Source organism: Vibrio sp. 10N.261.51.F11 (genome assembly GCF_041471665.1).
Lineage (GTDB): Bacteria > Pseudomonadota > Gammaproteobacteria > Enterobacterales > Vibrionaceae > Vibrio > Vibrio crassostreae_C.
Genome location: NZ_JBFROW010000020.1, coordinates 15,243 through 37,401 on the forward strand (window position 1 = coordinate 15,243; position 22,159 = coordinate 37,401).

Annotated in this window: 21 protein-coding genes and 1 tRNA gene; 1 reads left to right on the forward strand and 21 read right to left on the reverse strand. The window is 44.5% G+C overall.

The features are described from left to right. Positions 1-99: 99 nt before the first annotated feature. The 5 genes from AB4351_RS07480 to AB4351_RS07500 form a co-directional block, all read right to left on the reverse strand. The gene (locus AB4351_RS07480) at positions 100-1,026 is read right to left on the reverse strand and encodes a LysR family transcriptional regulator (protein WP_136973584.1); all 927 of its coding nucleotides are present in this window, start codon (positions 1,024-1,026) and stop codon (positions 100-102) included. Positions 1,027-1,277: 251 nt separating this feature from the next. After that, a complete protein-coding gene (gene gltS, locus AB4351_RS07485; protein WP_017062061.1) occupies positions 1,278-2,492 on the reverse strand; it encodes a sodium/glutamate symporter in 1,215 nt (404 codons plus the stop codon). A 254-nt stretch (positions 2,493-2,746) separates the two neighbouring features. Next, positions 2,747-2,837 (reverse strand) — tRNA-Ser (locus tag AB4351_RS07490). A gap of 180 nt (positions 2,838-3,017) precedes the next feature. Then, positions 3,018-3,467 (reverse strand): L-alanine exporter AlaE, encoded by a 450-nt coding sequence (locus tag AB4351_RS07495; protein WP_017062062.1) that lies wholly within the window; start codon positions 3,465-3,467, stop codon positions 3,018-3,020. Positions 3,468-3,715: 248 nt separating this feature from the next. Beyond that, positions 3,716-6,169, reverse strand: a complete 2,454-nt coding sequence (locus AB4351_RS07500; protein ID WP_017062063.1) for a hybrid sensor histidine kinase/response regulator — start codon at positions 6,167-6,169, stop codon at positions 3,716-3,718. Between the two features lie 171 nt (positions 6,170-6,340). Here AB4351_RS07500 and AB4351_RS07505 point away from each other — a divergent pair, with 171 nt between their 5' ends. Then, on the forward strand, positions 6,341-6,910 hold the full coding sequence (locus AB4351_RS07505) for a UPF0149 family protein (protein ID WP_017062064.1): 570 nt from the start codon (positions 6,341-6,343) through the stop codon (positions 6,908-6,910). Positions 6,911-6,985: 75 nt separating this feature from the next. Here the strand turns inward: AB4351_RS07505 and AB4351_RS07510 are convergent, their stop codons facing one another. From AB4351_RS07510 to AB4351_RS07585, 16 genes are all read right to left on the reverse strand, one after another. Further along, the gene (locus AB4351_RS07510) at positions 6,986-8,017 is read right to left on the reverse strand and encodes a potassium channel family protein (protein WP_017063519.1); all 1,032 of its coding nucleotides are present in this window, start codon (positions 8,015-8,017) and stop codon (positions 6,986-6,988) included. Positions 8,018-8,192: 175 nt separating this feature from the next. After that, positions 8,193-9,254 (reverse strand): quinolinate synthase NadA, encoded by a 1,062-nt coding sequence (nadA, locus tag AB4351_RS07515; RefSeq protein WP_017062067.1) that lies wholly within the window; start codon positions 9,252-9,254, stop codon positions 8,193-8,195. A gap of 209 nt (positions 9,255-9,463) precedes the next feature. Beyond that, entirely contained in the window at positions 9,464-10,246 is a 783-nt protein-coding gene (gene ybgF, locus AB4351_RS07520; RefSeq protein ID WP_372125542.1) for a tol-pal system protein YbgF, read from the reverse strand. A gap of 33 nt (positions 10,247-10,279) precedes the next feature. Continuing rightward, entirely contained in the window at positions 10,280-10,822 is a 543-nt protein-coding gene (pal, locus tag AB4351_RS07525; protein ID WP_017062069.1) for a peptidoglycan-associated lipoprotein Pal, read from the reverse strand. A 113-nt stretch (positions 10,823-10,935) separates the two neighbouring features. Continuing rightward, on the reverse strand, positions 10,936-12,288 hold the full coding sequence (gene tolB, locus AB4351_RS07530) for a Tol-Pal system beta propeller repeat protein TolB (RefSeq protein ID WP_017062070.1): 1,353 nt from the start codon (positions 12,286-12,288) through the stop codon (positions 10,936-10,938). Between the two features lie 12 nt (positions 12,289-12,300). Then, on the reverse strand, positions 12,301-13,368 hold the full coding sequence (gene tolA, locus AB4351_RS07535; RefSeq protein WP_017062071.1) for a cell envelope integrity protein TolA: 1,068 nt from the start codon (positions 13,366-13,368) through the stop codon (positions 12,301-12,303). A gap of 13 nt (positions 13,369-13,381) precedes the next feature. Beyond that, complete coding sequence (gene tolR, locus AB4351_RS07540; RefSeq protein ID WP_017062072.1) at positions 13,382-13,825, reverse strand: protein TolR; 444 nt, start codon at positions 13,823-13,825, stop codon at positions 13,382-13,384. Between the two features lie 3 nt (positions 13,826-13,828). After that, on the reverse strand, positions 13,829-14,512 hold the full coding sequence (gene tolQ, locus AB4351_RS07545; protein WP_017062073.1) for a protein TolQ: 684 nt from the start codon (positions 14,510-14,512) through the stop codon (positions 13,829-13,831). Continuing rightward, complete coding sequence (ybgC, locus tag AB4351_RS07550) at positions 14,502-14,939, reverse strand: tol-pal system-associated acyl-CoA thioesterase (RefSeq protein ID WP_017062074.1); 438 nt, start codon at positions 14,937-14,939, stop codon at positions 14,502-14,504. Before ybgC ends, tolQ begins: the two co-directional genes overlap by 11 nt. Before the next feature lie 172 nt (positions 14,940-15,111). After that, complete coding sequence (gene ybgE, locus AB4351_RS07555) at positions 15,112-15,414, reverse strand: cyd operon protein YbgE (RefSeq protein ID WP_017070009.1); 303 nt, start codon at positions 15,412-15,414, stop codon at positions 15,112-15,114. Further along, entirely contained in the window at positions 15,407-15,514 is a 108-nt protein-coding gene (gene cydX / locus AB4351_RS07560; RefSeq protein WP_000270284.1) for a cytochrome bd-I oxidase subunit CydX, read from the reverse strand. Before cydX ends, ybgE begins: the two co-directional genes overlap by 8 nt. A 31-nt stretch (positions 15,515-15,545) precedes the next feature. Further along, a complete protein-coding gene (gene cydB / locus AB4351_RS07565) occupies positions 15,546-16,682 on the reverse strand; it encodes a cytochrome d ubiquinol oxidase subunit II (protein ID WP_372125544.1) in 1,137 nt (378 codons plus the stop codon). 13 nt (positions 16,683-16,695) lie between these two features. Beyond that, the gene (cydA, locus tag AB4351_RS07570) at positions 16,696-18,282 is read right to left on the reverse strand and encodes a cytochrome ubiquinol oxidase subunit I (protein ID WP_017062077.1); all 1,587 of its coding nucleotides are present in this window, start codon (positions 18,280-18,282) and stop codon (positions 16,696-16,698) included. 551 nt (positions 18,283-18,833) lie between these two features. Continuing rightward, positions 18,834-19,850, reverse strand: a complete 1,017-nt coding sequence (ruvB, locus tag AB4351_RS07575; protein WP_017062078.1) for a Holliday junction branch migration DNA helicase RuvB — start codon at positions 19,848-19,850, stop codon at positions 18,834-18,836. A 103-nt stretch (positions 19,851-19,953) separates the two neighbouring features. Next, positions 19,954-20,565 carry a Holliday junction branch migration protein RuvA gene (gene ruvA, locus AB4351_RS07580; protein ID WP_017062079.1) on the reverse strand — a complete coding sequence of 204 codons (612 nt, stop codon included), beginning with the start codon at positions 20,563-20,565 and terminating at the stop codon, positions 19,954-19,956. Between the two features lie 92 nt (positions 20,566-20,657). Beyond that, positions 20,658-22,118, reverse strand: coding sequence for a methyl-accepting chemotaxis protein (locus tag AB4351_RS07585; protein WP_372125545.1), 1,461 nt, complete (start codon positions 22,116-22,118; stop codon positions 20,658-20,660). Positions 22,119-22,159 lie beyond the last annotated feature (41 nt).

The window sequence follows — 22,159 nt, forward strand, 5'->3', positions numbered from 1 at the left end:
AACATCAATTCGACTCGAAAACAAATCCAGCAGTTTGGAAGTGTGATATTGGCGGTATTTGAAAGCTTAGGTAGGAGTCGCTAAGTAAACTGATTAAGCCTAGATATTGTAAGCGTCATGACTCAAGAAAGTGGCGTTCTCGAGTAAGAAATCTAACAAGGTTTCCGCTTGTAGCGTTAGTGCACGGCCTTTCAAAGATTGAACCTTAACCGTCGCCTTCGATAGCATCTCCAACTCGGTCGCAACCACTTCTATCTGCCCTGACTTTATCTCATCGATCACAGTGAGCTTAGGCATAAAGGTGACGCCCAACCCTGCTGAAACGAAGTTAGTCAGTGCCGTGACTGAGTTAGTTTGAAGTTTTGGCTGCAAGGTAAGATGGGAAATTTGTTCAGCCTGCTTTACCAGCCTCCCCATACCGGTCGAGTTATCGATCAAGGCGAGAGAAGCGTCTTGAATATCTTGCATTACCACTGGTGCATCTTTCATCGTAAGGAAGTGCCCCTTCGGAGCAATCAATTCGAGCGGATGACTACGCTCGACGTGTGAATGCAGTTTAGGATGAGGTGCAGACGCATAGGTGATCGCGAAATCTATCTGTTGATCTTCTAACATTTTCACGGCATCCAATGCACCTGCAATTTCAATCGATAAATTGATATCAGGGTATCGAGCCATGAAGGTTTGCATCGGTTTAGAGACCAAGTTAGTAATAAATCCTTCTCCAATCGCGATGCTAACATTACCGCCCTTGAGGTTTTTAAGCTTGGTTAGTCGAGCAAGCACTGCCGCCTCTCCACGAACAATGGAGCGATAGTAGTTCAACAGTTCGTTCCCCGCCTCAGTCAGCAGAGATTGGCGGTTGTTGCGCTCCCATACTTTCATTTCCGCTTGCGCTTCTAACTGTGTCAGCATTCGACTCATCGCGGCAGGGTCAACGTTCATCATCTTAGATGCCTTACGTAACGACCTGTATTTTGATAACGCGTTTAAGTACTCGAGAGCACGGATATTAAAGTGGTGCATTCAACTTCCTTGTAATTCAACTGACACTTAATCAAGCGTCTCACAAATTTGCTGCGAACATATATCCCAATTTATCAAGATCGTAATTGCTCTTACTAACTTGTGCACCGAGTCACTTCAAGACATCACATCAAAGGCTGATATACGTGTTTTAGCTTGCTGTCGATAAAACAAAGGCGACAACTTTCGTCATCGCCTTTGTGGTCATTATCCCGATGTAAACCTCAAGCAGTCAATAACCGGTCACTTCACTACAGACCAACAAAGAAACTGATCACCAATGCGTTGATCAAATCAACAAAGAAACCACATACTAATGGCACCACAATGAATGCTTGTGGGCTTGCGCCATAGCGGTGAGTTACTGCGGTCATGTTCACAATTGCTGTTGCGGTCGAGCCTAGAGTGATACCACCAAAGCCTGAACATATCACCACAGAGTCGTAGTTTCTTCCCATCAAGTAATAAACGACAAACACAGTAAACAGCAGCGAAAGTAAGATCTGGATACTCATGACAACAGAGATATAGCCAAACAGTCCATCGAGGTCCCAGATACGTAACCCCATCAATGCCATGGTTAAGAACATGCCTAAGCAGATATCAGAGATCATCGCTAAGCCTTTTCGGCCTTGAGCGATTTTCTCTTGTGTACGACGCTTCTTAAACAGTGCGCGACCGACGTTTCCGATTAAGATACCAGCGATTAAACAGCTAACGAATAACGGCAGTTTTAGGCCCATCGAGTCGATAACTTCACTCAAGCTGTAACCCAGCATTAGTGTTAAGTTAAGAATCAACCACGCCCACAGAACGCCGTAGTGGCTAAGCTCTGTTTTTGTTTCACTCTCTTGGAATGCACCAACCGTAACCTCTTCTTCATTAGAAGGGCTTACTTTGTGTTTATTGAGCAGGTAGTTCGCAATCGGACCACCAATCACACACGCTGCAATTAAACCAACCGTGTTTGAAGCGACACCAAGTTCGAGCGCGTTAGCAATACCAAACTCTTCCACAAACATTGGCGCCCAAGCTAACGTTGTGCCTACGCCGCCTATCAAGCTAACAGACCCAGATAGCAAGCCTGCTTTCGCATCCATTCCAAAGCCAGAAGCGACTGCCATTCCGACTACGTTTTGCAACACGATAAAAATGGCAGCAAGACACAGTAGGATGAACAACGGTCGCCCGCCTTTAATCAGTGTTTTAATATCCGCTTGGAGCCCGATGCCAGCAAAAAAGTAGAGAAGCAAAAAGTCTCTGACATCTAGGCTAAAAGTGATTTGGATTTCAAAAATATAGTAAAGCGCCGCTACGGTCGCTGCGCAGACAAAGCCACCAATCACAGGCTCTGGCAGTGAATACTTTCTTAATACTTCAGATCGCTCGATCAAACCTTTACCGATAAACAGTAATGAAATCGCGATCGTAAAAGAGAGCATTGGAGAAACTAGGGTTTCTGTCATGAGGTTATGGATTCCTAATAGTTAGATTATTCATAATATTGCGTACTATTAATAATCTAGGTTCACGCCAAAAAATCAAGCGATTATCTATGATAAAAACACCTAATATGGTTAATTCTGCGACGGTATTAATAGAGATTATAACTATAAAGCAATGATTAAAGGAACGGATATTAGGGAGGTATACAGATGAGGTGGGATATAGAGGCTCTAAAACGAGAAAACCCCAGCATTTCTGCTAGGGTTTTGAATAGTGGTGGAAGGATGGGGATTTGAACCCCAGATACGCTATAAACGTATACTCGCTTTCCAGGCGAGCGCCTTAAGCCACTCAGCCATCCTTCCACAAATTGTGTGTTGAGCATGTCACTCAACGAGGCGCTACTTTATTGATTCTGCTTGCTTTGGTCAAGGGGCATTCTCAAAAAAAGTGCCTTTTTCGGTTTGTTCGATTACAAATTAACTCATTAGATCAAAAACAAACCAAATTTCATTCTTTCGCTGCACTTACGCTTGTTGCTTTTCTTAAGCTTGTTGATAGTAGCCAGGAACTCGAAACCATTTACGACACATATCGAGGAAGTAGCCGTAAAGTACGCCCATACCGCACGAGATAACTGCATTACTGGTGACAGCCGTAACGATCTGGTCGCCTGAAGCACCCACTGCCAACAAAATACCCGCATACACTGGAGACTGGAATAACACGTATGCCATCAAATCAGACAAGTTTTTCATCAATGAGCTTTCTGAAAGTTTTGCACCATTGCGTAAGAACCAATCACGAAAAACGCCATAAGGCCAAGCGATAGCAATGTTTACAGGAATAGATAACGTTCGAGAAGCAAGAGATTGCTCAAACGTCATACCAGAAATAAACACTTCTACGATCATGCCAGAAATAAAACAGAAAACGACCATAGCAAATGTATCCGCAGCTGCGTTTCGAATACAAAATGGACCACGAGACTTCATTGACGACAAACCTAAAATATATCACTGCTTAATTAGTGATTTAGTAACATATAAACAAGGCACATTTGCACCTCACCAGATAATGTCGCTATTAAATCACAAGGTTAGTAGTCATACACTCCAAATTAAAAATCAAGTTGTAAATTAACAACCAAAAACCACTTTAAAAGCAGTCACTTTCACCAAAAAATCCAACCAAGGTCAAATATTGGACAGTTCGTCATTTACTTACCGTAATTAAACAACATTTAAGCCATAGGTAGATTTACAGTAATGATATTAATGACATCTTGTGTAGGTGGTGATCCTAAAGCAACCTGCTCTAACGCTTTATCGACTTGTTCAGTAAGTTCCGCGTTGTTCATAGCTTCAACGTGGACACGTAGGCTCTCTAGTGCAAATTGAATCAGTTCTAGGTTGTTGTCTTCTAGCGCCACATACAACGTCACTAACAGCTCTTCAGTGTTATCTTTGTTGCGAAGATCAGGTTTAGGCAGTGACTCGCTTTTACTTTTCGAATCGTGTGGTTTTACGTCTTGGCTTTCGAGCTCATCCGCTTTTACTTCATGGTATTGATAAAGCTTATTTGAATAGCGGAACAAGGCATCATCCAGTTCACGCTCGTCAATCGGCTTAGCAATAATATAATCCACACCTGCCCCCAACATACGCTCACGAGTCTCTTTAAAGACATCAGCCGTACAACCAAACACCAATACCGATGACACATCGCCTATCAAAGCACGAATAGCAGTGGTTGATTCAACGCCATCCATCACAGGCATATGGTTATCCATGAGCACCAAATCAAAGCGCTCAGCAACCACGGCTTGTATCGCAAGTTCACCGTTTTCGACGCTCTTACAGGTAAAGCCTTTACTGCTCATGAAGGCTTCAATGATCACCGTGTTAGTTCGGTTGTCCTCGACGATCAGTACCTTTAAGCCAGAGTAGTCCAACTTCTTATGTGGCAAACTCTCGATTTCTCCTGGCTGACATGGCTGAATCTTCAAGCGAACATCAAAACTCGTGCCTATCCCTTCTTCACTGGTGACGGTAATACTGCCATCCATCAACTGGGCAATTTTCTTCACAATCGCGAGGCCAAGGCCAGTACCGCCAAAACGCCTTGTGGTCGAAGACTCCGCTTGTTCAAACGGTTTAAAAATACGCTTCTGAGCTTCTTTAGAAATACCAATTCCGGTATCACGAACTCGAATGCTCAGATAGGTGTCACTCCCCTCTACAACTTCTTTCAGGTACACCTCAACAAAGCCTCTGGAGGTGAACTTCACCGCGTTGTTCAATAGATTAAACAAAATTTGGCGAAGGCGAGCTTTATCTGAGAAGTACCAACGACCCGAAGTCACCTCAGAGTACACTTTGAATTGAAGCCCTTTCTCGGAAGACAATGTGTAGTAAACACTGTTAATACTGCCGATGATCGAATCAAGCGGGAAACGCGTTTCATCAAGATCCAACCTGCCCTGCTCGATCTTCGAGAAGTCTAAGATCTCGTTGAGTAGAGTCATCATATGATCGCCGGACTCATACAAGCTCTTAAGATGCTTCTCTTGTTCAGAATTTAGAGGCGTTTTTAATAGGATTTGAGCGGTACCCAATACCCCATTCATCGGAGTGCGAATTTCATGTGACAAGGTCGCAAGGAAAGCGGTTTTTGCATTGGTGGATGCCTGAGCTTTAACCTTTTCCGCTTCGAGATAAATGGTCTTTTCGTTGAAGGTTTTAATCAAATGGCCGATTTCGTCATCACTCGAGTAATCCACATCAATGATTTCGCCGGCTTTCGAACTATCAACCTGTGCTGCAATCCTTGTGATTGGACTAATCAAATAACGGTTCAATAAGTAATACCCCGCCATGACACAAAGTAGCAATAGCGGAACAATACCGCCTTCAATGCTCATCACCTGACGAAACACTTCGTCTTCTACTCGTGATTTGGAGTTCACCACATCCACTTGCCAGCCGAAATCACCAAATTGATTGCTACTGATGTAAATGCCTTCAACGAGATTAAAGTTATGCGAAACCAACACTTGGTTAAGCTTATCTCTGAGCGTAATGCCAAGGTTGTATTCTTCGGCGTGGTTCTTGATAAAACCAAGCAGCTCTTCGAGCGAGAGATCCACCGTGGCAACACCGGCAAAAGTACCGTCGTAATAATAAGGGGAAGACGCCGTAATCATTCGAACGTGTGTGTATGGATCGATATACACATCGCTCCAAGAGATCGTGCCTTGTTTTTGGTTGACGACAGAGGTGTACCAATACTCTTCTTGATAAGGGGCATTTTGGGGGTTGTTGTAAGAATATATCTGGTCGATTATTCCATCGTCGGCTTTATTAAAAAAGTAACTGTTGAGAAGCTTTTTAGAATCAAGCGCATAAGGTTCGGGCCAAATACCGGCACTGACAATCGTATCGTCGCTCGCCGCCAACATGGACTTAAAGAGCGGAATAACATCATCACCGTTACGATGCGCTTGAGCAAACCCAACGAGACTGTCTACGAAGCCTCGAGAACTACTGAGTGGCTCTGTAATCAATGCGGATAACAGTTGCGTACGCAAGTCGAGGTTTTGTTGTAATTTGGCGCGCACAGGGGATTCTACGACGTAATACGTCACACTACCGACAATGGCAATAAACATCGCAAGGTATAATCCAAGCGCTACCATGCTTTTTTTCTTTAAAGACGACCGTATCTGCATAATTCTTTTATTGTTTTCTTTTCTGTTAAACCTAGTGTTTATCATCCATGACATCAAGCCTTTTTAGATTGAAGCTTGATTGGCACAAGTTCATTGGTACTATAAGCGCAAATATGTTCCCTTTTACGGTACCTCACTTTGACTTTACAAGATATTCTTGCGCTTCCAGAGTTGGAAGGAAAGCTAATCACAGAACACAAAACAATGGGCTTTGTCACTGCAATGGCAGCGGCACCGAATGTGTTAACCCCGCATGAGTGGCTACCGTTCTTATGGGGTGGCGAAGAAGTCGCACCTTTTACGGATGGTGAACAGCTAGAAAGCTACATTGAAGTTATCATCGAGCTTTGGAATAAAACCCGCCCAGAACTGATTGAAGGGACTTGGGTTTGGCCTGAAGCTTGTCAATTAGACGACGAAGAAGTGGTGAACACTGCCGCTCGTGATTTTTGTGAAGGCTTGCTTCAAGGCTGGCAGATTGCTCGCGACGATTGGGAAACACTAATGCCTGAAGAGAGCGAAGATAACGCACTCGTTGGCGGTGTCCTGCTGTCACTGAGCATGCTTTACGATCCAGAAACGTCAATTGCTACGCTTGCAGAGCAAGGCATCGAAGGCCTAGAGCAGTTCGAAGAGATCTTTAACGCTGTTCCTGTGATGCTTTGCGGACTAACGCAGCGTGGCATTGCACTGGCTGAAGCTCAATAACAGTTAGCTTTATACAAGCCAAAAGGCCTCATTATGAGGCCTTTTTTAGTTTTCAGACGAAATAAAATAGTCGCTTTAGAAGCCTTTCCAATCGAAGTCATCAATTCGCTCATCAGCAATATAAAACAGCTTAGTGCCACTGCTGACCACTTGATCTAACTCTGGGTTGAGTTCAATACCGCTCCCCGTATCAATGGCGATCAGAGTTGCTTGATACTTCTCTTTAAACACTGAGAAAATAGGCGCGACGGTGACAGACTCAGCGTCTTCAGGGAAATACGTTGAATACTGTGTCATGCCTCTTGTTGAGCTCAATAATTCTTGGTGAAGCGCACTGGAACCTGGGTCTACCGCAGCCTTTGCTAGCATCTCAGCACCCACCGCTGGAATACATTCTGAGTTAGGGCAATGCTTGTGTAACAAATCGCTCAGCGCTTCATCTTTAAAGTAAACAAGAAGGTGCGCTTTAGGGTTTCGGTTGGCACAGTAAAGCGCCGCAGATAACGTAATGTCGTCTTCTGGGTTATCAATCAGGATGCAACTTGCAGACTCAATGCCCGTTTTCTCCATCTCTTTGCCATCGGTGTAGCTGTTTACTTTGACGAAATTGATTTCACCGGGTAACGGGTTCTCGATATCTGAACGCGTACATAGCACGATTGGTCGTTTACCCGTTTCTTCGTGTTGTAGCATGCGGATGAGATGAATGGTTCTTTGCTCATTCCACCCCAACATCAAAATGTGGTTGTCCACTCTAACTCTCCTTTTTCCTAGCAAGCCCGCTCGCCAATATTCAACACCTTCTGTCGCCACTTTACCGAGCAACGCGGCAAAAAGGCTCAACCCGCCTGGAATCACAAATAGAATAACGATCCACTGCCCCGCTACCGTGGTCGGTGATAAATCACCATAACCAACCGTAGAAGCCGTCACCACCAAGTAGTAAGCGAATACGGTAACCGAACTGGTTAAATCTGTTTCACCCGCCAAATACAGCATCGACCACGATAAAGCGATGTAGCCAAGAAAAGTGAACAGTAAGTTTTTGCCATTCAAAACAAAGATGTTTGCTTTGATCCAGCGTTTGAGTTGTAACCAGATTATCATTCGAGCCTCTAATCTTTTCCTCTTACTTACATGCTAGAAAAAATACGCGATATCAACAAGATGTATCATCAGAAAAAGATACATGACCACAAGATTGATATTGGCGGCCTATACGCAGATACAAAAAAACCAGCACTATTGGCTGGTTTTTTTATTGGTTAGATAAAAGAACGACTTACGCGTTACCTTTTACCTGCACATTTAACTGCTCTGCAAAATCTAGCATGCGGTTCAATGGAATAAGAGACTTCACGCGTAATTCGTCAGAAACGAAGATTTCGTGTTGCTCACCACCATTCTCAAGCGCGTTTTCAATCGCTTCAAGGCCGTTCATTGCCATCCAAGGACAGTGTGCGCAGCTACGACACGTTGCACCAGCACCCGCTGTCGGCGCTTCAATCAGCTCTTTTTCAGGAACCAATTGCTGCATCTTGAAGAAGATGCCTTTGTCTGTCGCAACAATCATCTGTGGATGAGGCAGCTCTTTTGCTTTCTTGATCAGTTGGCTTGTTGAGCCTACAGCATCAGCCAGTTCAACCACGCTTGCTGGTGATTCTGGGTGAACCAAGATAGCCGCTTCTGGGTATACCGATTTCATTTTCTTCAAAGCATCAGCTGAGAACTCATCATGAACGATACACTCACCTTGCCAAAGCAACATGTCAGCGCCAGTTTGATTTGCGATGTAAGAACCTAGGTGACGGTCTGGCCCCCAAATAATGGGTTTGCCTTCAGCGTCTAGGCTTTCAACGATTTCTAAAGCGATGCTCGACGTAACTACCCAGTCTGCACGAGCTTTAACAGCTGCAGAGGTGTTCGCGTATACAACCACAGTGTGGTCAGGGTGAGCATCACAAAATTCTGTAAATTTGTCAGCTGGGCAGCCAAGATCAAGCGAACATTCAGCTTCAAGTGTTGGCATTAAAATGCGTTTTTCAGGAGTAAGAATCTTTGCAGACTCACCCATGAAACGAACACCAGCGATGATCAAAGTGCTTGCTGAGTGACGGTTACCGAACTTAGCCATCTCTAATGAATCGCCAACGAAACCACCAGTTTCTTCTGCCAGAGCCTGAATTTCAGGATCGGTGTAGTAGTGTGCAATTAGAACTGCATCTTTTTCTTGAAGTAGTTTTTTGATGTTTGCGATGTGGGCCTGTTTCTGAGCGTCGCTCAATGGAACTGGCTTAGGCGGAAACGGGTAAACTGTATCGATTTTATCTAGTATATGACTCATTGCTCTTGCTCTACGCAACTTCTTCCGAGAATCCGAGTATTCTACACAGGACAGCGATTGGGATCAAAAAGGATTGGTTGCAAGCGGTGACTAGCTAATGCTTAAAACGCATAAACAAGGCGATGTGTTGTCATCACTAGCAAGAGAAGTAAACACTAAACGGAAGTGAACAGGTATAAAAAAGAGGCGCCTAAGCACCCCTATTTTGGTTATAAGTGGGTTTTGGCCACTTTAGCCGAAGCACTGTTTGGGTGCTCGGTTACGACTTGTTGGTAATATTTCTTAGCTTGCGTCGCGTTGTTGTTGCGCGCTGCTATGTCACCAAGCTTAACCAGTGCATCTGCTCGCTTGTTTGAGTCTTTGTACGACACAACAGCAGCGAAGCTCTTCACGGCTTCTTTATCTTGCTTCTTAGCGAAATAAAGCTGACCTAACCAGTAATGTGAGTTAGGTGTGAAGGTAGAATCTGGGAAGTCTTTTTGAAACTTTTGGAATGCAGCGATAGCACCCGTGTAGTCTCGTTGCTTTAGAATCATATCTACAGCATTTTGATAAGCAGTTTGCTCATCCACATCAGTACTGAACGTACCAGAAGCGTCTTTAGAGCCTTCGCTCGCCGCCACTGCTACCGTTGCTGTTCCTGCTGCTTTCACCTCGCCTCTTACGCGATCCAGTTCAATGAACAGTTCACGCTGACGCTCTAGCATTTGCTTCATATCGTAGCTGTTTCGTTCCAGCTCACCACGAAGTTCACTGATCTCCAGTGCCATGTCGTCGATTTGCTGTTGCATTTGAAGCTGAACGAGATTGCGATTTTGAAGCAGGCGCTCTAAACGCTCAATATCTGATTCGTTAGATGCTGATCGAGAGGAAGATGATGAATTGGTTGCGGTGCTATTGAGATCGGATACTGGAGCTGGTGCAGCGAACGCGGTGCTCGCTGCACTTGCCAGTAACGAAAGCAAAATGACTCGCTTTGTGTTACTGAACATGAGGCAATTCCTCAATTATATAGTCTACTAAAATTAGTAAACTAGTACTGCGCGACGGTTTTTAGCGTACACATCTTCAGATTGACCTAGAAGAAGTGGCTTCTCTTCACCGTAGCTTACGATAGAGATTTGGTCAGCTTGAACACCTAGAGCTTGTAGGTATTTCGCTACAGCTTGTGCACGACGCTCGCCAAGTGCGATGTTGTACTCAGGAGTACCGCGCTCATCAGCGTGACCTTCGATAGTAACGTTCATGTCAACGTTCTTAACTAGGTATGCTGCGTGAGCTGCTAGCATTTCTTCGTAATCGCCAGCGATAGTAGAGTTATCGAATGCGAAGTAGATTGTTTGAGTTTCACGTAGCGCTTGCTCTTTAAGCTCTTGCTCAGACAGTTGACCGTTAGCGTCAATTGGCGTTACAACAGTTGTGTCTACATTGCCTTCTGAACCTGAAGTTGTTTGGTTGCTTTCAGTACCAGATGTTGCAGATGTTGCTTCATCAGTTGAGCTACATGCCGTTACTGCCATCACTGGTAGTGCAATCATCAAGCCTTTAAGAACTTTGTTAAGTTGCATCTTTTTTTCCTTACGTTATCAAACTTAGTTTCTACAGCGACTAAGAGTGCTATAGATAGTTAAATGCCACAATAGTTAACACTATCAATAGCTAAAAGAATATGTAATTTTCCCTAGAGGAACGGTGACCATGCAGGCGCTCTTACGCGTCCGTTAGTTGCCGGTAATCTAGCTTTAAAACGTCCATCGATAGAAACCATCGATAGTACATTTGTTTTGTTGTAAATAGAGCTATAGATAACCATACCTCCATTCGGTGCAATACTTGGAGACTCATCTAACAATGTTTTTGTTAGTACCTGAACCGCACCGGTTTCCAAATCTTGCTTAGCCAAGTTAAAACCTGAGTTGCTGCGATTCACCATGATCATGAATCGACCATCAGGAGTGATCTGGCCACCTAAGTTTTGGCTACCTTGCCAAGTAATACGAGAAGTCGAATTATTGGACAAATTTACATTATAAATCTGTGGTTTACCACCACGATCCGATGTGAAAATAAGAGACTTGCCATCTGGGTGCCAGAATGGTTCAGTATTATTCGAACGGCCGCGGGTAATTTGAGTCAGCTTACGGCTAGCAAGGTCAAGTGTGTACACCTGAAGGCTGCCCGTTTTCGACAATACCAATGCCAATGTTTTACCATCTGGCGAGAATCTTGGCGCACCATTGTGACGAGGGTATGACGTCACTTTCTCACGTTCACCCGTGTAAATATTCATGATGAATATTTCAGCTTGGCCATTCTGGAAGCTCACATAAGCTAGCTTTTTGCCGTCTGGTGACCATGCTGGAGACATGAGAGGCTGCTTAGAACGAAGTACTAAACGCTCGTTAAAGCCATCGTAGTCAGCAACACGAAGTTGATACGGGTACTTGTCTTTATCGTTCACTACCACGTAAGAGATACGAGTTAAGAACGCGCCTTTCTCACCAGTTAGCTCTTCATACACTAGGTCTGAGATACGGTGTGCGTACTCTCTCAAGCGATTACCAGGAACCGTAGCCTTCTTATTGAATAGAACGTGATCTTTAGAAAGCACTAATTGGCCTTCATCACTCAGCGCACGACTTTGTCCTTTGGTCAGTTGACCACGAACAATGTCGATCAATTGGTAATTCACCACATACTGCCCTTCGGCATTTTTAGTGATACTACCGGTAAGCAATGAGTCAACACCTAGGTTAGTCCAAGCATCAAAGTTAACCTCAGTTTCGCTGTAAGGCGTTTGAGGCATTTTGCTTGTCGCAACTGGGCTGAATTTACCACTGCGCTGTAAGTCAGAAGCGATAACCGCTGATACATCGTGTGGCAATGGCTCTGAGCCTTCCCAACGGAAAGGTACAATAGCTATAGGTCTTGCAGAGTTAATACCGTCTGTAATAACCAGCTCCAGCGCTGCATGTGCAAACTGGCTGCTTGTAGCTATTAAGAAAACAAAACTCAGTAATAGTTTCTTTAACACAAGTTCGTCCTTTTACTCTGGTGATACAGTTAAGTTAATGTCTTTCAGTGAGTTCACAATGTCTGGGTCTTTAGGCAACGGGTAAGATTGTACTTGTGCCACCGCACGCTTGGTTGCTGCACATAAACGGCTATCGCCATCTAAGATACTCAAACTACCCAATATCGCGTTAGAGCCCGTTGGAATCAGCTTAAGGTTCACTCGACATGAGCGTCCTCGATAGCTGTCTTCTAACAACAGGTTCTGTTGAATCAGTTGGGTATAGATAGCCCCGTAACGTTGCGCTTCATCAGTGATAAATTGTTGTCTTGCTGAAGAGTTTTGAGTCGCTTCCGTTTCAAGCCCAGCAAAGATATCGTTCAATGCGGCTTCTTGTTGTTTACGCTCTTTTTCTGCTTTTGCTGCAGCTTCTTTTGCCTTACGGGCTTTCTCTGCTGCGGCTGCCGCTTCTTTCTCTTTCGCTATGCGTTGCTTTTCCGCGAGTTCAGCGGCTTCTTTCTCTTTACGAGCTTTGTCTGCTGCCTCTTTCGCTGCTTTTTCTTTTGCCACGCGTTCTTGTTCAGCTTTTGCGATTGCCGCTTCTTTGGCTTTACGCTCGTTCTCGGCTTTCACTAACGCAGCTTCTTTTAGCTTACGGTCAGCTTCGGCTTTAGCGGCTTTCTTTTGCTCTTGCTGTAAACGCGCTTCTTCAGCTTTGCGTTGTTTCTCTTTCTCAACTCGACGCTTTTCAGCTTCACGAGTTGCTTTAGCTTCTTTCGCTTGCTGTTCTTTTAGCTTGCGAATATTTTCTTCTTCAGCTTTACGATTCTTTTCAAGTCGTTCGCTTTCACGTCTGAGTTTGTCAAGACGCTCTTGCTCTTTCTTGCTTGCCGCTTCTCTTTGTTGACGAATCTGTTGAGCTTGCTGGCGAACCAACTGAGGATCAATCACCACTGCTTGAACCATCTGCCCTGTAGGCTTTGGCTCTGACATCGTGAAATCCGCCCCCCAAATGAGCGCAACGAATAAAATGACGTGCAGCCCAAGAGAAATAAGAAGCGGTGATCTGAAATTATTGGATTTTTTATTATTCGCTTTCATGAATGCTACGGAGCTATTCCCTTATATCCGTTAAAAGGCCAACCTTTGGCACACCTGCACGGCTTAATTCATCAAGTAATAAAACCACTTCAGCGTATGGCGTTGCGGCATCACCACCAACCGCCACTGGAGAGTTTGGCTTCAGAGACAACTCGGCTTTCACACGGACGATAATATCTTCCATTGATAAGCCACGCTGTACTTCTTCGTCATTAACGCTCAAGCCAAGTTCACCGTCTTTGTTCACTTCAACGATGATGAAACTTGCATTGTCGTCACCCAGTAGGTCTTGTGCCGATTTAGCCGTTGAAGCCTGAGGCAATTCAACGTCAACGCCTTGAGTAACAAACGGCGAAGTCACCATAAAAATGATCAGCAAAACAAGCATAACGTCGATGTAAGGTACAACGTTAATCTCTGCTGTCATTTTGCGTTTTTTAGGTTGGTATCCAGCCATCTATTATTCCCTGCCAGCCATCGCTTGACGGTGAAGAATACTGTGAAACTCTTCAGAGAAAGTCGCGTAGTTGTGTTCTAGCTTGCCTACTCGGCTGCTGAAGCGGTTGTACGCCATTACCGCTGGAATCGCAGCGAATAGACCCATTGCTGTTGCGATCAGTGCTTCTGCAATACCAGGAGCAACCATTGCGAGCGTCGCTTGCTTCACTTCACCTAATGCGATGAATGAGTGCATGATGCCCCAAACCGTACCAAATAGGCCGATGTATGGGCTGATAGAGCCAACGGTCGCCAAGAAAGGTAAGTTAGTTTCTAGTTCATCAACCTCACGAGCAACGGCAACGCGCATCGCACGGCCAGTGCCTTCCATAATGAAGTCAGGTGATGTTGCATTCGATTTACGAAGGCGAGCGAACTCAGTAAAGCCTGCGTAGAAAATTTCTTCAGTACCAGAAAGCTCGTCTTTGCGTTTGTTGCTCTCTTGGTACAGTTTTGCAAGATCAACGCCTGACCAAAATTTGTCTTCAAACACTTCTGTTTGTTTAGAAGCTTGAGATAACACTTTACTTCTTTTTATGATCATCGCCCAAGAAACAACAGACATGCCCATAAGAGTCAGCATGACCATCTTAACTAGTAAACTAGCTTCTAAAATTAGGCCTAAGATTGAGATTTCAGCAGTCACTATTCGTTAGCTCCGTGAGAATAAATGTTGGCATTGCTTTGGGTTTCATTTTTTGATTATCGATACATGCTACCTTAACCATTGCTTTACACAATGCCTTGCCATCAGGATTTACGATCTCTTGACAGAAGACCAAGGTAGCTCGCTTCAACTCGTAAATATTTGTAATGACTTGTAAAGAATCATCAAGACGCGCGCCTTGAATAAAATCAATGTCCATATGTCGGACTACAAAACCGATGTTTTGTTCTAACAATACTTGCTGAGAAACGCCAATTGAGCGCAACATCTCAGTTCGAGCGCGTTCGAAAAACTTAAGATAGTTTGAATGGTATACAACGCCACCCGCATCGGTGTCTTCGTAATACACAGTCACTGGCCACGTAAATAGCTTAGATAATCCCTGCAATTTGCTACCACAATCCAAAACGATAAAGATCTCACTATAACCTAACTCCTTATCATTAATAGTATATCGCTGTGAATTTTTTGATTTGAGAGACGAAAAAAAAGGCCATCTGTATAAGATGACCTCTTTTTGGCTAAAAACCCAACAAGTATAAAGGCTCACGTTGTTATGAACCTAAATCCTTTGCCTTTTATAGAAGGCGCAGCGTCGTTAGGTAGAGCAAAATTGTGAGTGAAACATATGGGCTAAACAGTAGCTGCCACATCCAAGCTCTTGGCTTAAATCCGATACCGTAAACCATGCTTGAGCATACTGCCCAAATGAACATTGGCCCGATGATCGCGTTAAAGCCACCGATGCTTGTCGCATACGCTTCAGGATCCCACATCACTAAACCCACATGCATGAAACCCAATACTAGGGCTAAGGCTCTAAGCAGAGTCTTATCCATTGGTTGATGCAGCTTAGCGATTTGCTCTGCGAGATTACTCACTGTCTTTGTCCATCATTTCTGAATGCTCTAGCCATAGAGCATTGATGATGCCGAATGCACATGCTAGAAGTACACCCAAAATCCATGCGAAATACCACATAAAATTTCTCCTAAGTTATTTAACTTCTAGCTTAGTAAGCTGAAACGTCGTTATCTTCGATGTGTTTCTTATCTAGACGACCGAACATTTTGTAGTATGTCCAAGTTGTGTAGCCAAGAATCACAGGAACCATTACCGCCGCAACGACAGTCATAAGACCAAGCGTTAGCTCACTCGCTGTTGAATCCCACATAGTCAAGCTTTGGTTAGGGTTCAGGCTTGATGGCATTACGAATGGGAACATTGCAAAACCAGCCGTTAGAATAACACCAGCGTTCGATAGGCTTGAGAACAAGAATGCGAAACCACCACGCTCAAAGCGAGATGCAATCACAGCAAGCAGTGGCATTGCTACACCAAGGATCGGCGCAGCCCACATTGCTGGATAAGTTTCGAAGTTTGTCATCCAAGCACCCACTTGAAGTGATACTTCTTTGTTTAGTGGGTTTGAGTCAGCAAACGTATCGATAGTGCTCGTAATTACATAGCCTTCGATAGATTGAGCCCAGAAACCACCAATAACGAATAGAGCAATAGCAATTAGGCCAGTGATCTGAGCAACGTTACGAGCACGAGCGTGCAGCGCTTCTGTTGTCTTCATTTGAAGCCATGTTGCACCTTGCATCACGAACAACATCAGAGCCAACACACCACAAAGCAATGCAAATGGGTTAAGCAGAGCGAAGAACGTACCATGGTACTTAGACATCATAAATTCGTTCAGTTCAAATGGAACACCTTGTAGTAGGTTACCAAATGCCACACCGAAAATGATTGGTGGTACTGCGCCACTAAAGCAAAGTGCGTAGTCCCAAGTTTTGCGCCATTTTGGATCTTCGATCTTTGAACGGTAGTCAAGAGCAAGTGGACGTAACCAAAGTGCAGCTAGCGTTACGTACATTGCGAAGTAAAAACCAGAGAAAGACGTCGCGTAAACCAGTGGCCATGCAGCAAACAATGCACCACCCGCAGTGATAAGCCAAACTTGGTTACCATCCCAGTGAGGGGCAATCGTGTTTAGCATAATACGACGTTCAGTGTCGCTCTTACCGATAACAGGTGACAGAGCGGCAACACCCATATCAAAGCCATCAGTTACGGCGAAACCAACCAGTAGAACACCGATCAATACCCACCAAATAAGTCGTAAGCTTTCGTAATCAAACATAATATTCCCTCACTTATACTTCAACTGAACGGCTAACTTTGTCTTCAACAGAGTTATCGTTTTGTTCGAAGTGGTAACGGCCTGTCTTCAAGCTACTTGGACCTTTACGTGCGAATTTCAGCATTAGGTAAACTTCAGCAATCAAGAACACTGTGTAAAGTGCCAGGATAGCGAATAGAGAAGTCCAAAGCTGTTCAATAGTCAGTGCTGATGCAGCAACGTTAACCGGTAGGATTTCACCAACCGCCCATGGTTGACGACCAAACTCAGCAACGAACCAACCTGCTTCAATCGCAATCCAAGGAAGTGGGATTGAGAATAGCGCAGCTTTAAGTACCCATGGTTTCTGTTCGATTTTCTGACGACACGTTTGAACAAACGCAGCACCGAATACAAACAGCATGATGAAGCCACAAGCAACCATCAGACGGAATGACCAGAATAGAGGCCAAACTGTTGGGATAGAATCATCCGCAGCCATTTGGATTTGGTCTTCAGTTGCATCAACAACGTCGTCTGTGTAGCGCTTAAGAAGCAAGCCGTAACCTAGGTCACCTTTCACTTCGTCGAACGCAGCCATGTTTTCTTCAGACTTATCGCCTGCACGTAGCTTTTCAAGCAGCTCGTACGCGTACATACCAGTACGGATACGATCAACGTGGTCATCACGTAGGTCACGTAGGCCCGTTACTTCAGTATCAAGCGAACGCGTTGCGATGATACCCATTACGTAAGGAATTTTAATTGCGTAGTCAGTATTCATTGTCTCTTGGTTCGGAATACCAAAAACAGTAAATGCTGCTGGTGCTTCTTCAGTGTGCCATTCCGCTTCTACAGCAGCGAGCTTCACTTTTTGAACTTCACCAAGCTCGTAACCAGATTCATCACCTAGTACGATTACTGACAAGATCGCCGCCATACCGAAAGACGCTGCAATCGCGAAAGAACGACGAGCAAAGGCAAGGTCACGACCTTTAAGAATGTAGTATGAGCTGATACCAAGGATGAACATTGCACCCGTTGTGTAACCAGACGCTACTGTGTGTACGAATTTAACTTGTGCTACTGGGTTTAGTACAACTTCAGCGAAGCTCACCATTTCCATACGCATAGTTTCAAAGTTAAATTCCGCACCCACTGGGTTTTGCATCCAGCCGTTTGCTACCAAGATCCAAAGCGCAGAGAAGTTAGAGCCAAGTGCTACTAACCAAGTTACCGCTAAGTGCTGACGCTTTGACAGTCTGTCCCAACCGAAGAAGAATAGGCCAACAAAAGTAGACTCTAGGAAGAATGCAACAAGCGCTTCGATAGCTAGCGGAGCACCAAAAATGTCGCCAACATAGTGAGAATAGTAAGACCAGTTAGTACCAAACTGGAACTCCATGGTTAAGCCTGTCGCTACACCAAGAGCAAAGTTAATACCAAACAATTTACCCCAGAACTTGGTCATGTCCTTGTAAATTTGCTTGCCAGTCATTACATAAACTGACTCCATAATGGCGAGTAGAAATGCCATACCTAAAGTCAGTGGAACAAATAGGAAGTGATACATCGCTGTAAATGCAAACTGCAATCGCGACAGATCAACAACATCAATCATGGTAACTCCTTTGTGTCGGCTGAATGACACTTGTGTGATTATTCACCGCAAAAATCCATGTTAAAACAATTTATGTAATTGTTATTACAAGTTGAAATTTGTAGCAAAAACGTACCGTTATAGTTAGATTATTGTTAAGCATGAGCTAATATAGCTAGCGCTAATATTACTGGTAAAATCAGTATGTTTCAAAAGGTTTATGGGAGAACCCTGCGTTGATTTGTATCAAATTTATTCGAGCAAATTAGAGTTATTTTTGTACAATTATGATTAAAATCACACCGATTATGCTTGTCTTAATAACAGCGCATGATATCTGTGACAAATGCTCAGCACCGCCTCAACATCCGAATTACAACTACCTATAAAGTATTAACAAAAAATATGACAACTTATTTCATTTCCTGTTATCTAAATCAAACCTGAAATCAAAGTTTCCATTTTTGAAGCTCCCTTTTCGATCTTTTTATCGACTCGCTCAAAGAGTTGTTATTCAGTAAAAAGCAAAAAACCCAGCGCTTATGCAACTGGGATCTTTAAAAATGAATAATTTAACGATTGGAGGGTTTATCTATTCCAAAGTGTAAATACGCTCTGTCGGTCGCGATTCGACCTCTTGGCGTCCTTTGTAGGTAACCTTGTTGAATCAAGTAAGGTTCTAACACATCTTCAATAGTGTCTCTCTCTTCACCAATCGCGGCAGCCATGTTGTCGATACCTACCGGACCACCACCAAACTTCTCCATAATCGCCAGCAGAAGCTTTCTATCCATGTAGTCGAAACCTTTAGCATCGACATCCAACATGTTTAGCGCTTTGTCAGCAACCTCCGGACAAATATGCCCGTCGCCTTTTACTTCCGCATAATCACGAACACGGCGCAGTAGACGGTTAGCAATACGTGGCGTACCACGAGCTCGGCGAGCAACTTCTAGCGCCCCTTCGGACTCCATAGAAAGACCAAGGCAATCTGCACTGCGCTGAACGATGTTTTGTAGATCTTCAACCTTGTAGTACTCAAGACGCTGAGTAATACCAAAACGGTCACGTAACGGCGATGTCAGTGAGCCAGCACGAGTGGTTGCGCCAATCAAAGTAAAAGGAGGAAGGTCAATCTTGATAGAGCGTGCCGCTGGGCCTTCACCAATCATGATATCTAATTGGTAGTCTTCCATTGCAGGGTACAACACCTCTTCAACCACAGGGCTTAAACGGTGAATCTCATCAATGAACAGGACATCATTTTCTTCGAGATTGGTCAGTAACGCCGCTAGGTCGCCTGCTTTTTCTAGAACAGGGCCTGAAGTCGTACGAATGTTGACATCCATCTCATTGGCAACAATGTTCGCCAACGTGGTTTTACCCAAGCCTGGAGGGCCAAATATCAACAGATGGTCGAGCGCCTCGTTACGCAGTTGTGCCGCTTTGATGAAAATCTCCATCTGGCCACGAACGTGATCCTGACCTTGATAGTCAGCCAGTGCTTTAGGGCGTATTGCACGATCAATGACATCTTCATCTTTGAATACTGGGTTATCCGGTGCAATAAGGCGATCGGCTTCAATCATAAATTCTGCTATTCCTAACTATGCTCTTGTTGACTCTGCGCTTCTTGACTCTGTGTAAAGGCAAAGTGAATGAGTCTATTTTGTCGAACAAGTATATTGGGTATTAAACCATCGATTTCAGAGCTTCGCGAATCAACTGTTCGCTGGTCATGCCATCTTTAGCCACTTGAGAAACCACCTTGGAAGCTTGAGTCGGCTTGTAGCCTAATGCAAGTAGCGCACTTACCGCTTCTTCTTCCGCGTCGTGAACGGTTGGCATAGAATCAATCGGAGCTGCATCTGTCGCTGGAGTAAACAAGTCACCCGCGCCCCACCCTTTCAGGCGGTCTTTCATTTCAACAACCAGACGTTCAGCGGTTTTCTTACCCACACCCGGAAGTTTAACCAGCGTCGAGATGTCTTCACGTTCAACACTTTGAACAAACTGGCTAGCCGTCATGCCTGAAAGAATGCCAAGGCCTAGCTTAGGGCCCACACCGTTCGCTTTGATCACTTCACGGAACAGCGCACGCTCTTTAACCGTGTTAAAACCATAAAGTAGCTGCGCATCTTCACGTACAACAAAGTGCGTGTAGATGATTGCCTCTTCGCCCACGTTTGGTAATTCGTAAAAACAGCTCATTGGCATTTGAACTTCATAGCCAACGCCACTCACTTCGATTAGTAATTCTGGTGGCTGTTTTTCTATTAATGTACCGCGTAGACGTCCGATCACAATTCACTCTCTTGATGGAATATAATTTGAGGGACAGAATATAAAAGAACTGGATGCTTATCCAGTTCTTTGTGTTTATTAGGATGATTTATTTAAGCTTGCTTAGCTTGGGAAACCACGCTGTTTAAGCTTTCGACCAGTTCTTTTACTGAGGTGACATGCCCGGTCAGTTCAGAACCATAATTAGCGACTAAACTTGACACGGATTTGGTTTCTGCAACGCTCTGCGCCACTTCTGAACTGGCGAGATCGAGTTCTTTCAATGAGCTCATCTGCATCGCCATAATATTGGTGAGCTGATTAACATCGGTCGAGATGGTTTGCACCTCAGAGATAATGCCGTTCATTTCATTGGCCGTAGTTTCAATGATGGCTCTGCCATGTTCCACTTCTTCTTTACTTCGGTCTAATAAGGTTCGAATTTCTATCGCGGAATGGCTGCTTTTCGCCGATAGCTCTCTCACTTGGTCTGCAACTACCGCAAAACCTCGTCCTTGCTCACCGGCACGAGCCGCTTCTATAGCTGCATTGAGTGCTAATAGGTTGGTTTGCTCGGCAACCGAGGTAATCAAATCAGCGACTTTCATGATTTCTTGATTACTTTGAATGATCTGGCTGATTGCACTGGTTGAGGCTTCTAGTGATTCTGAGCTCTTTTGCGCTTTCATTCCGACCGCTTCGCTGCGCTCTTTTAGCTCACCCACAAATGAATTAGATTCTTCGATGCATTGAGTCATTTGATGCAGTTGTTGGCTCATCTGTTCTGCTGCACTCGCCTGAGATTCGCAATTGATGTTCAACACTTCAACTTGAGCATGCAGGTCTTGAGACTGCTGATCTAAATGGACAGATACGCCCTGTAAGCTTTCAGAGTTTGAGTTAGCTTGGTCTAGGACAATAGAAAGTCGACCTTCACTTTGCGTCGCTTGATTGGCAATCTGTTGGCTTTCCGAGATCGCATCTTCTGCCATTTCAATCGCCACCTCTTTTTGCTTAGCGGTAAACGCTTGAGCAATGCAAATCACCACCAGCGGCATGATCACACCAGACCATGTTTCAACCACCACCGCTTCCGGAGTAAGTACTAACTGCGGAAATTCAAAGCCATCAAGATGAGCTGAAGTCATCACCAAAGAAACGCCAATCACTAACCCACTCCATACAAGGGCGACAATTCGAGTTCCCGACAAGAAAAAAGCGACCACTAACAAAGGCACCCAATAAGCCTGTGTTGACGCCACCACACCACCGCTTTGGTAGATGATGTTCAACGCGTGTACTGCCATCCCGACAAAACCAAAGCTAAGTGCAAGGCTGGGTTTACTGGTAACACGCAACAGCAGTGCGGAGATCAGTTCAAACACGATAAGGAATACAGATGTGGTGATCAGAAGTTGCTCTTCGTGCTTTGTCCATTTAATTAAGCTGTAGACACCCACAAAGAAGGCGATAAAGGTAAAGAGTAATAAGATATCGGCTTGTCTGACTTGGTTGTTACTCCACCCATTACTTTTGGGTAGAAACAACGCGCGCCACAGCTTGATAGGGTTCATCAGTGATCATCCTTGATTAACTTGTTGAACGAAGCCGCTAC

Excerpts from the sequence above, each read along its gene's own strand:
- AB4351_RS07480 (WP_136973584.1), bottom strand. The coding sequence starts at position 1,026 with ATGCACCACTTTAATATCCGTGCTCTCGAGTACTTAAACGCGTTATCA.
- gltS (WP_017062061.1), bottom strand. The coding sequence starts at position 2,492 with ATGACAGAAACCCTAGTTTCTCCAATGCTCTCTTTTACGATCGCGATT.
- AB4351_RS07495 (WP_017062062.1), bottom strand. The coding sequence starts at position 3,467 with ATGAAGTCTCGTGGTCCATTTTGTATTCGAAACGCAGCTGCGGATACA.
- AB4351_RS07500 (WP_017062063.1), bottom strand. The coding sequence starts at position 6,169 with ATGGTAGCGCTTGGATTATACCTTGCGATGTTTATTGCCATTGTCGGT.
- AB4351_RS07510 (WP_017063519.1), bottom strand. The coding sequence starts at position 8,017 with ATGATAATCTGGTTACAACTCAAACGCTGGATCAAAGCAAACATCTTT.
- nadA (WP_017062067.1), bottom strand. The coding sequence starts at position 9,254 with ATGAGTCATATACTAGATAAAATCGATACAGTTTACCCGTTTCCGCCT.
- ybgF (WP_372125542.1), bottom strand. The coding sequence starts at position 10,246 with ATGTTCAGTAACACAAAGCGAGTCATTTTGCTTTCGTTACTGGCAAGT.
- pal (WP_017062069.1), bottom strand. The coding sequence starts at position 10,822 with ATGCAACTTAACAAAGTTCTTAAAGGCTTGATGATTGCACTACCAGTG.
- tolA (WP_017062071.1), bottom strand. The coding sequence starts at position 13,368 with ATGAAAGCGAATAATAAAAAATCCAATAATTTCAGATCACCGCTTCTT.
- tolR (WP_017062072.1), bottom strand. The coding sequence starts at position 13,825 with ATGGCTGGATACCAACCTAAAAAACGCAAAATGACAGCAGAGATTAAC.
- cydX (WP_000270284.1), bottom strand. The coding sequence starts at position 15,514 with ATGTGGTATTTCGCATGGATTTTGGGTGTACTTCTAGCATGTGCATTC.
- cydB (WP_372125544.1), bottom strand. The coding sequence starts at position 16,682 with ATGTTTGATTACGAAAGCTTACGACTTATTTGGTGGGTATTGATCGGT.
- cydA (WP_017062077.1), bottom strand. The coding sequence starts at position 18,282 with ATGATTGATGTTGTTGATCTGTCGCGATTGCAGTTTGCATTTACAGCG.
- ruvB (WP_017062078.1), bottom strand. The coding sequence starts at position 19,850 with ATGATTGAAGCCGATCGCCTTATTGCACCGGATAACCCAGTATTCAAA.
- AB4351_RS07585 (WP_372125545.1), bottom strand. The coding sequence starts at position 22,118 with ATGAACCCTATCAAGCTGTGGCGCGCGTTGTTTCTACCCAAAAGTAAT.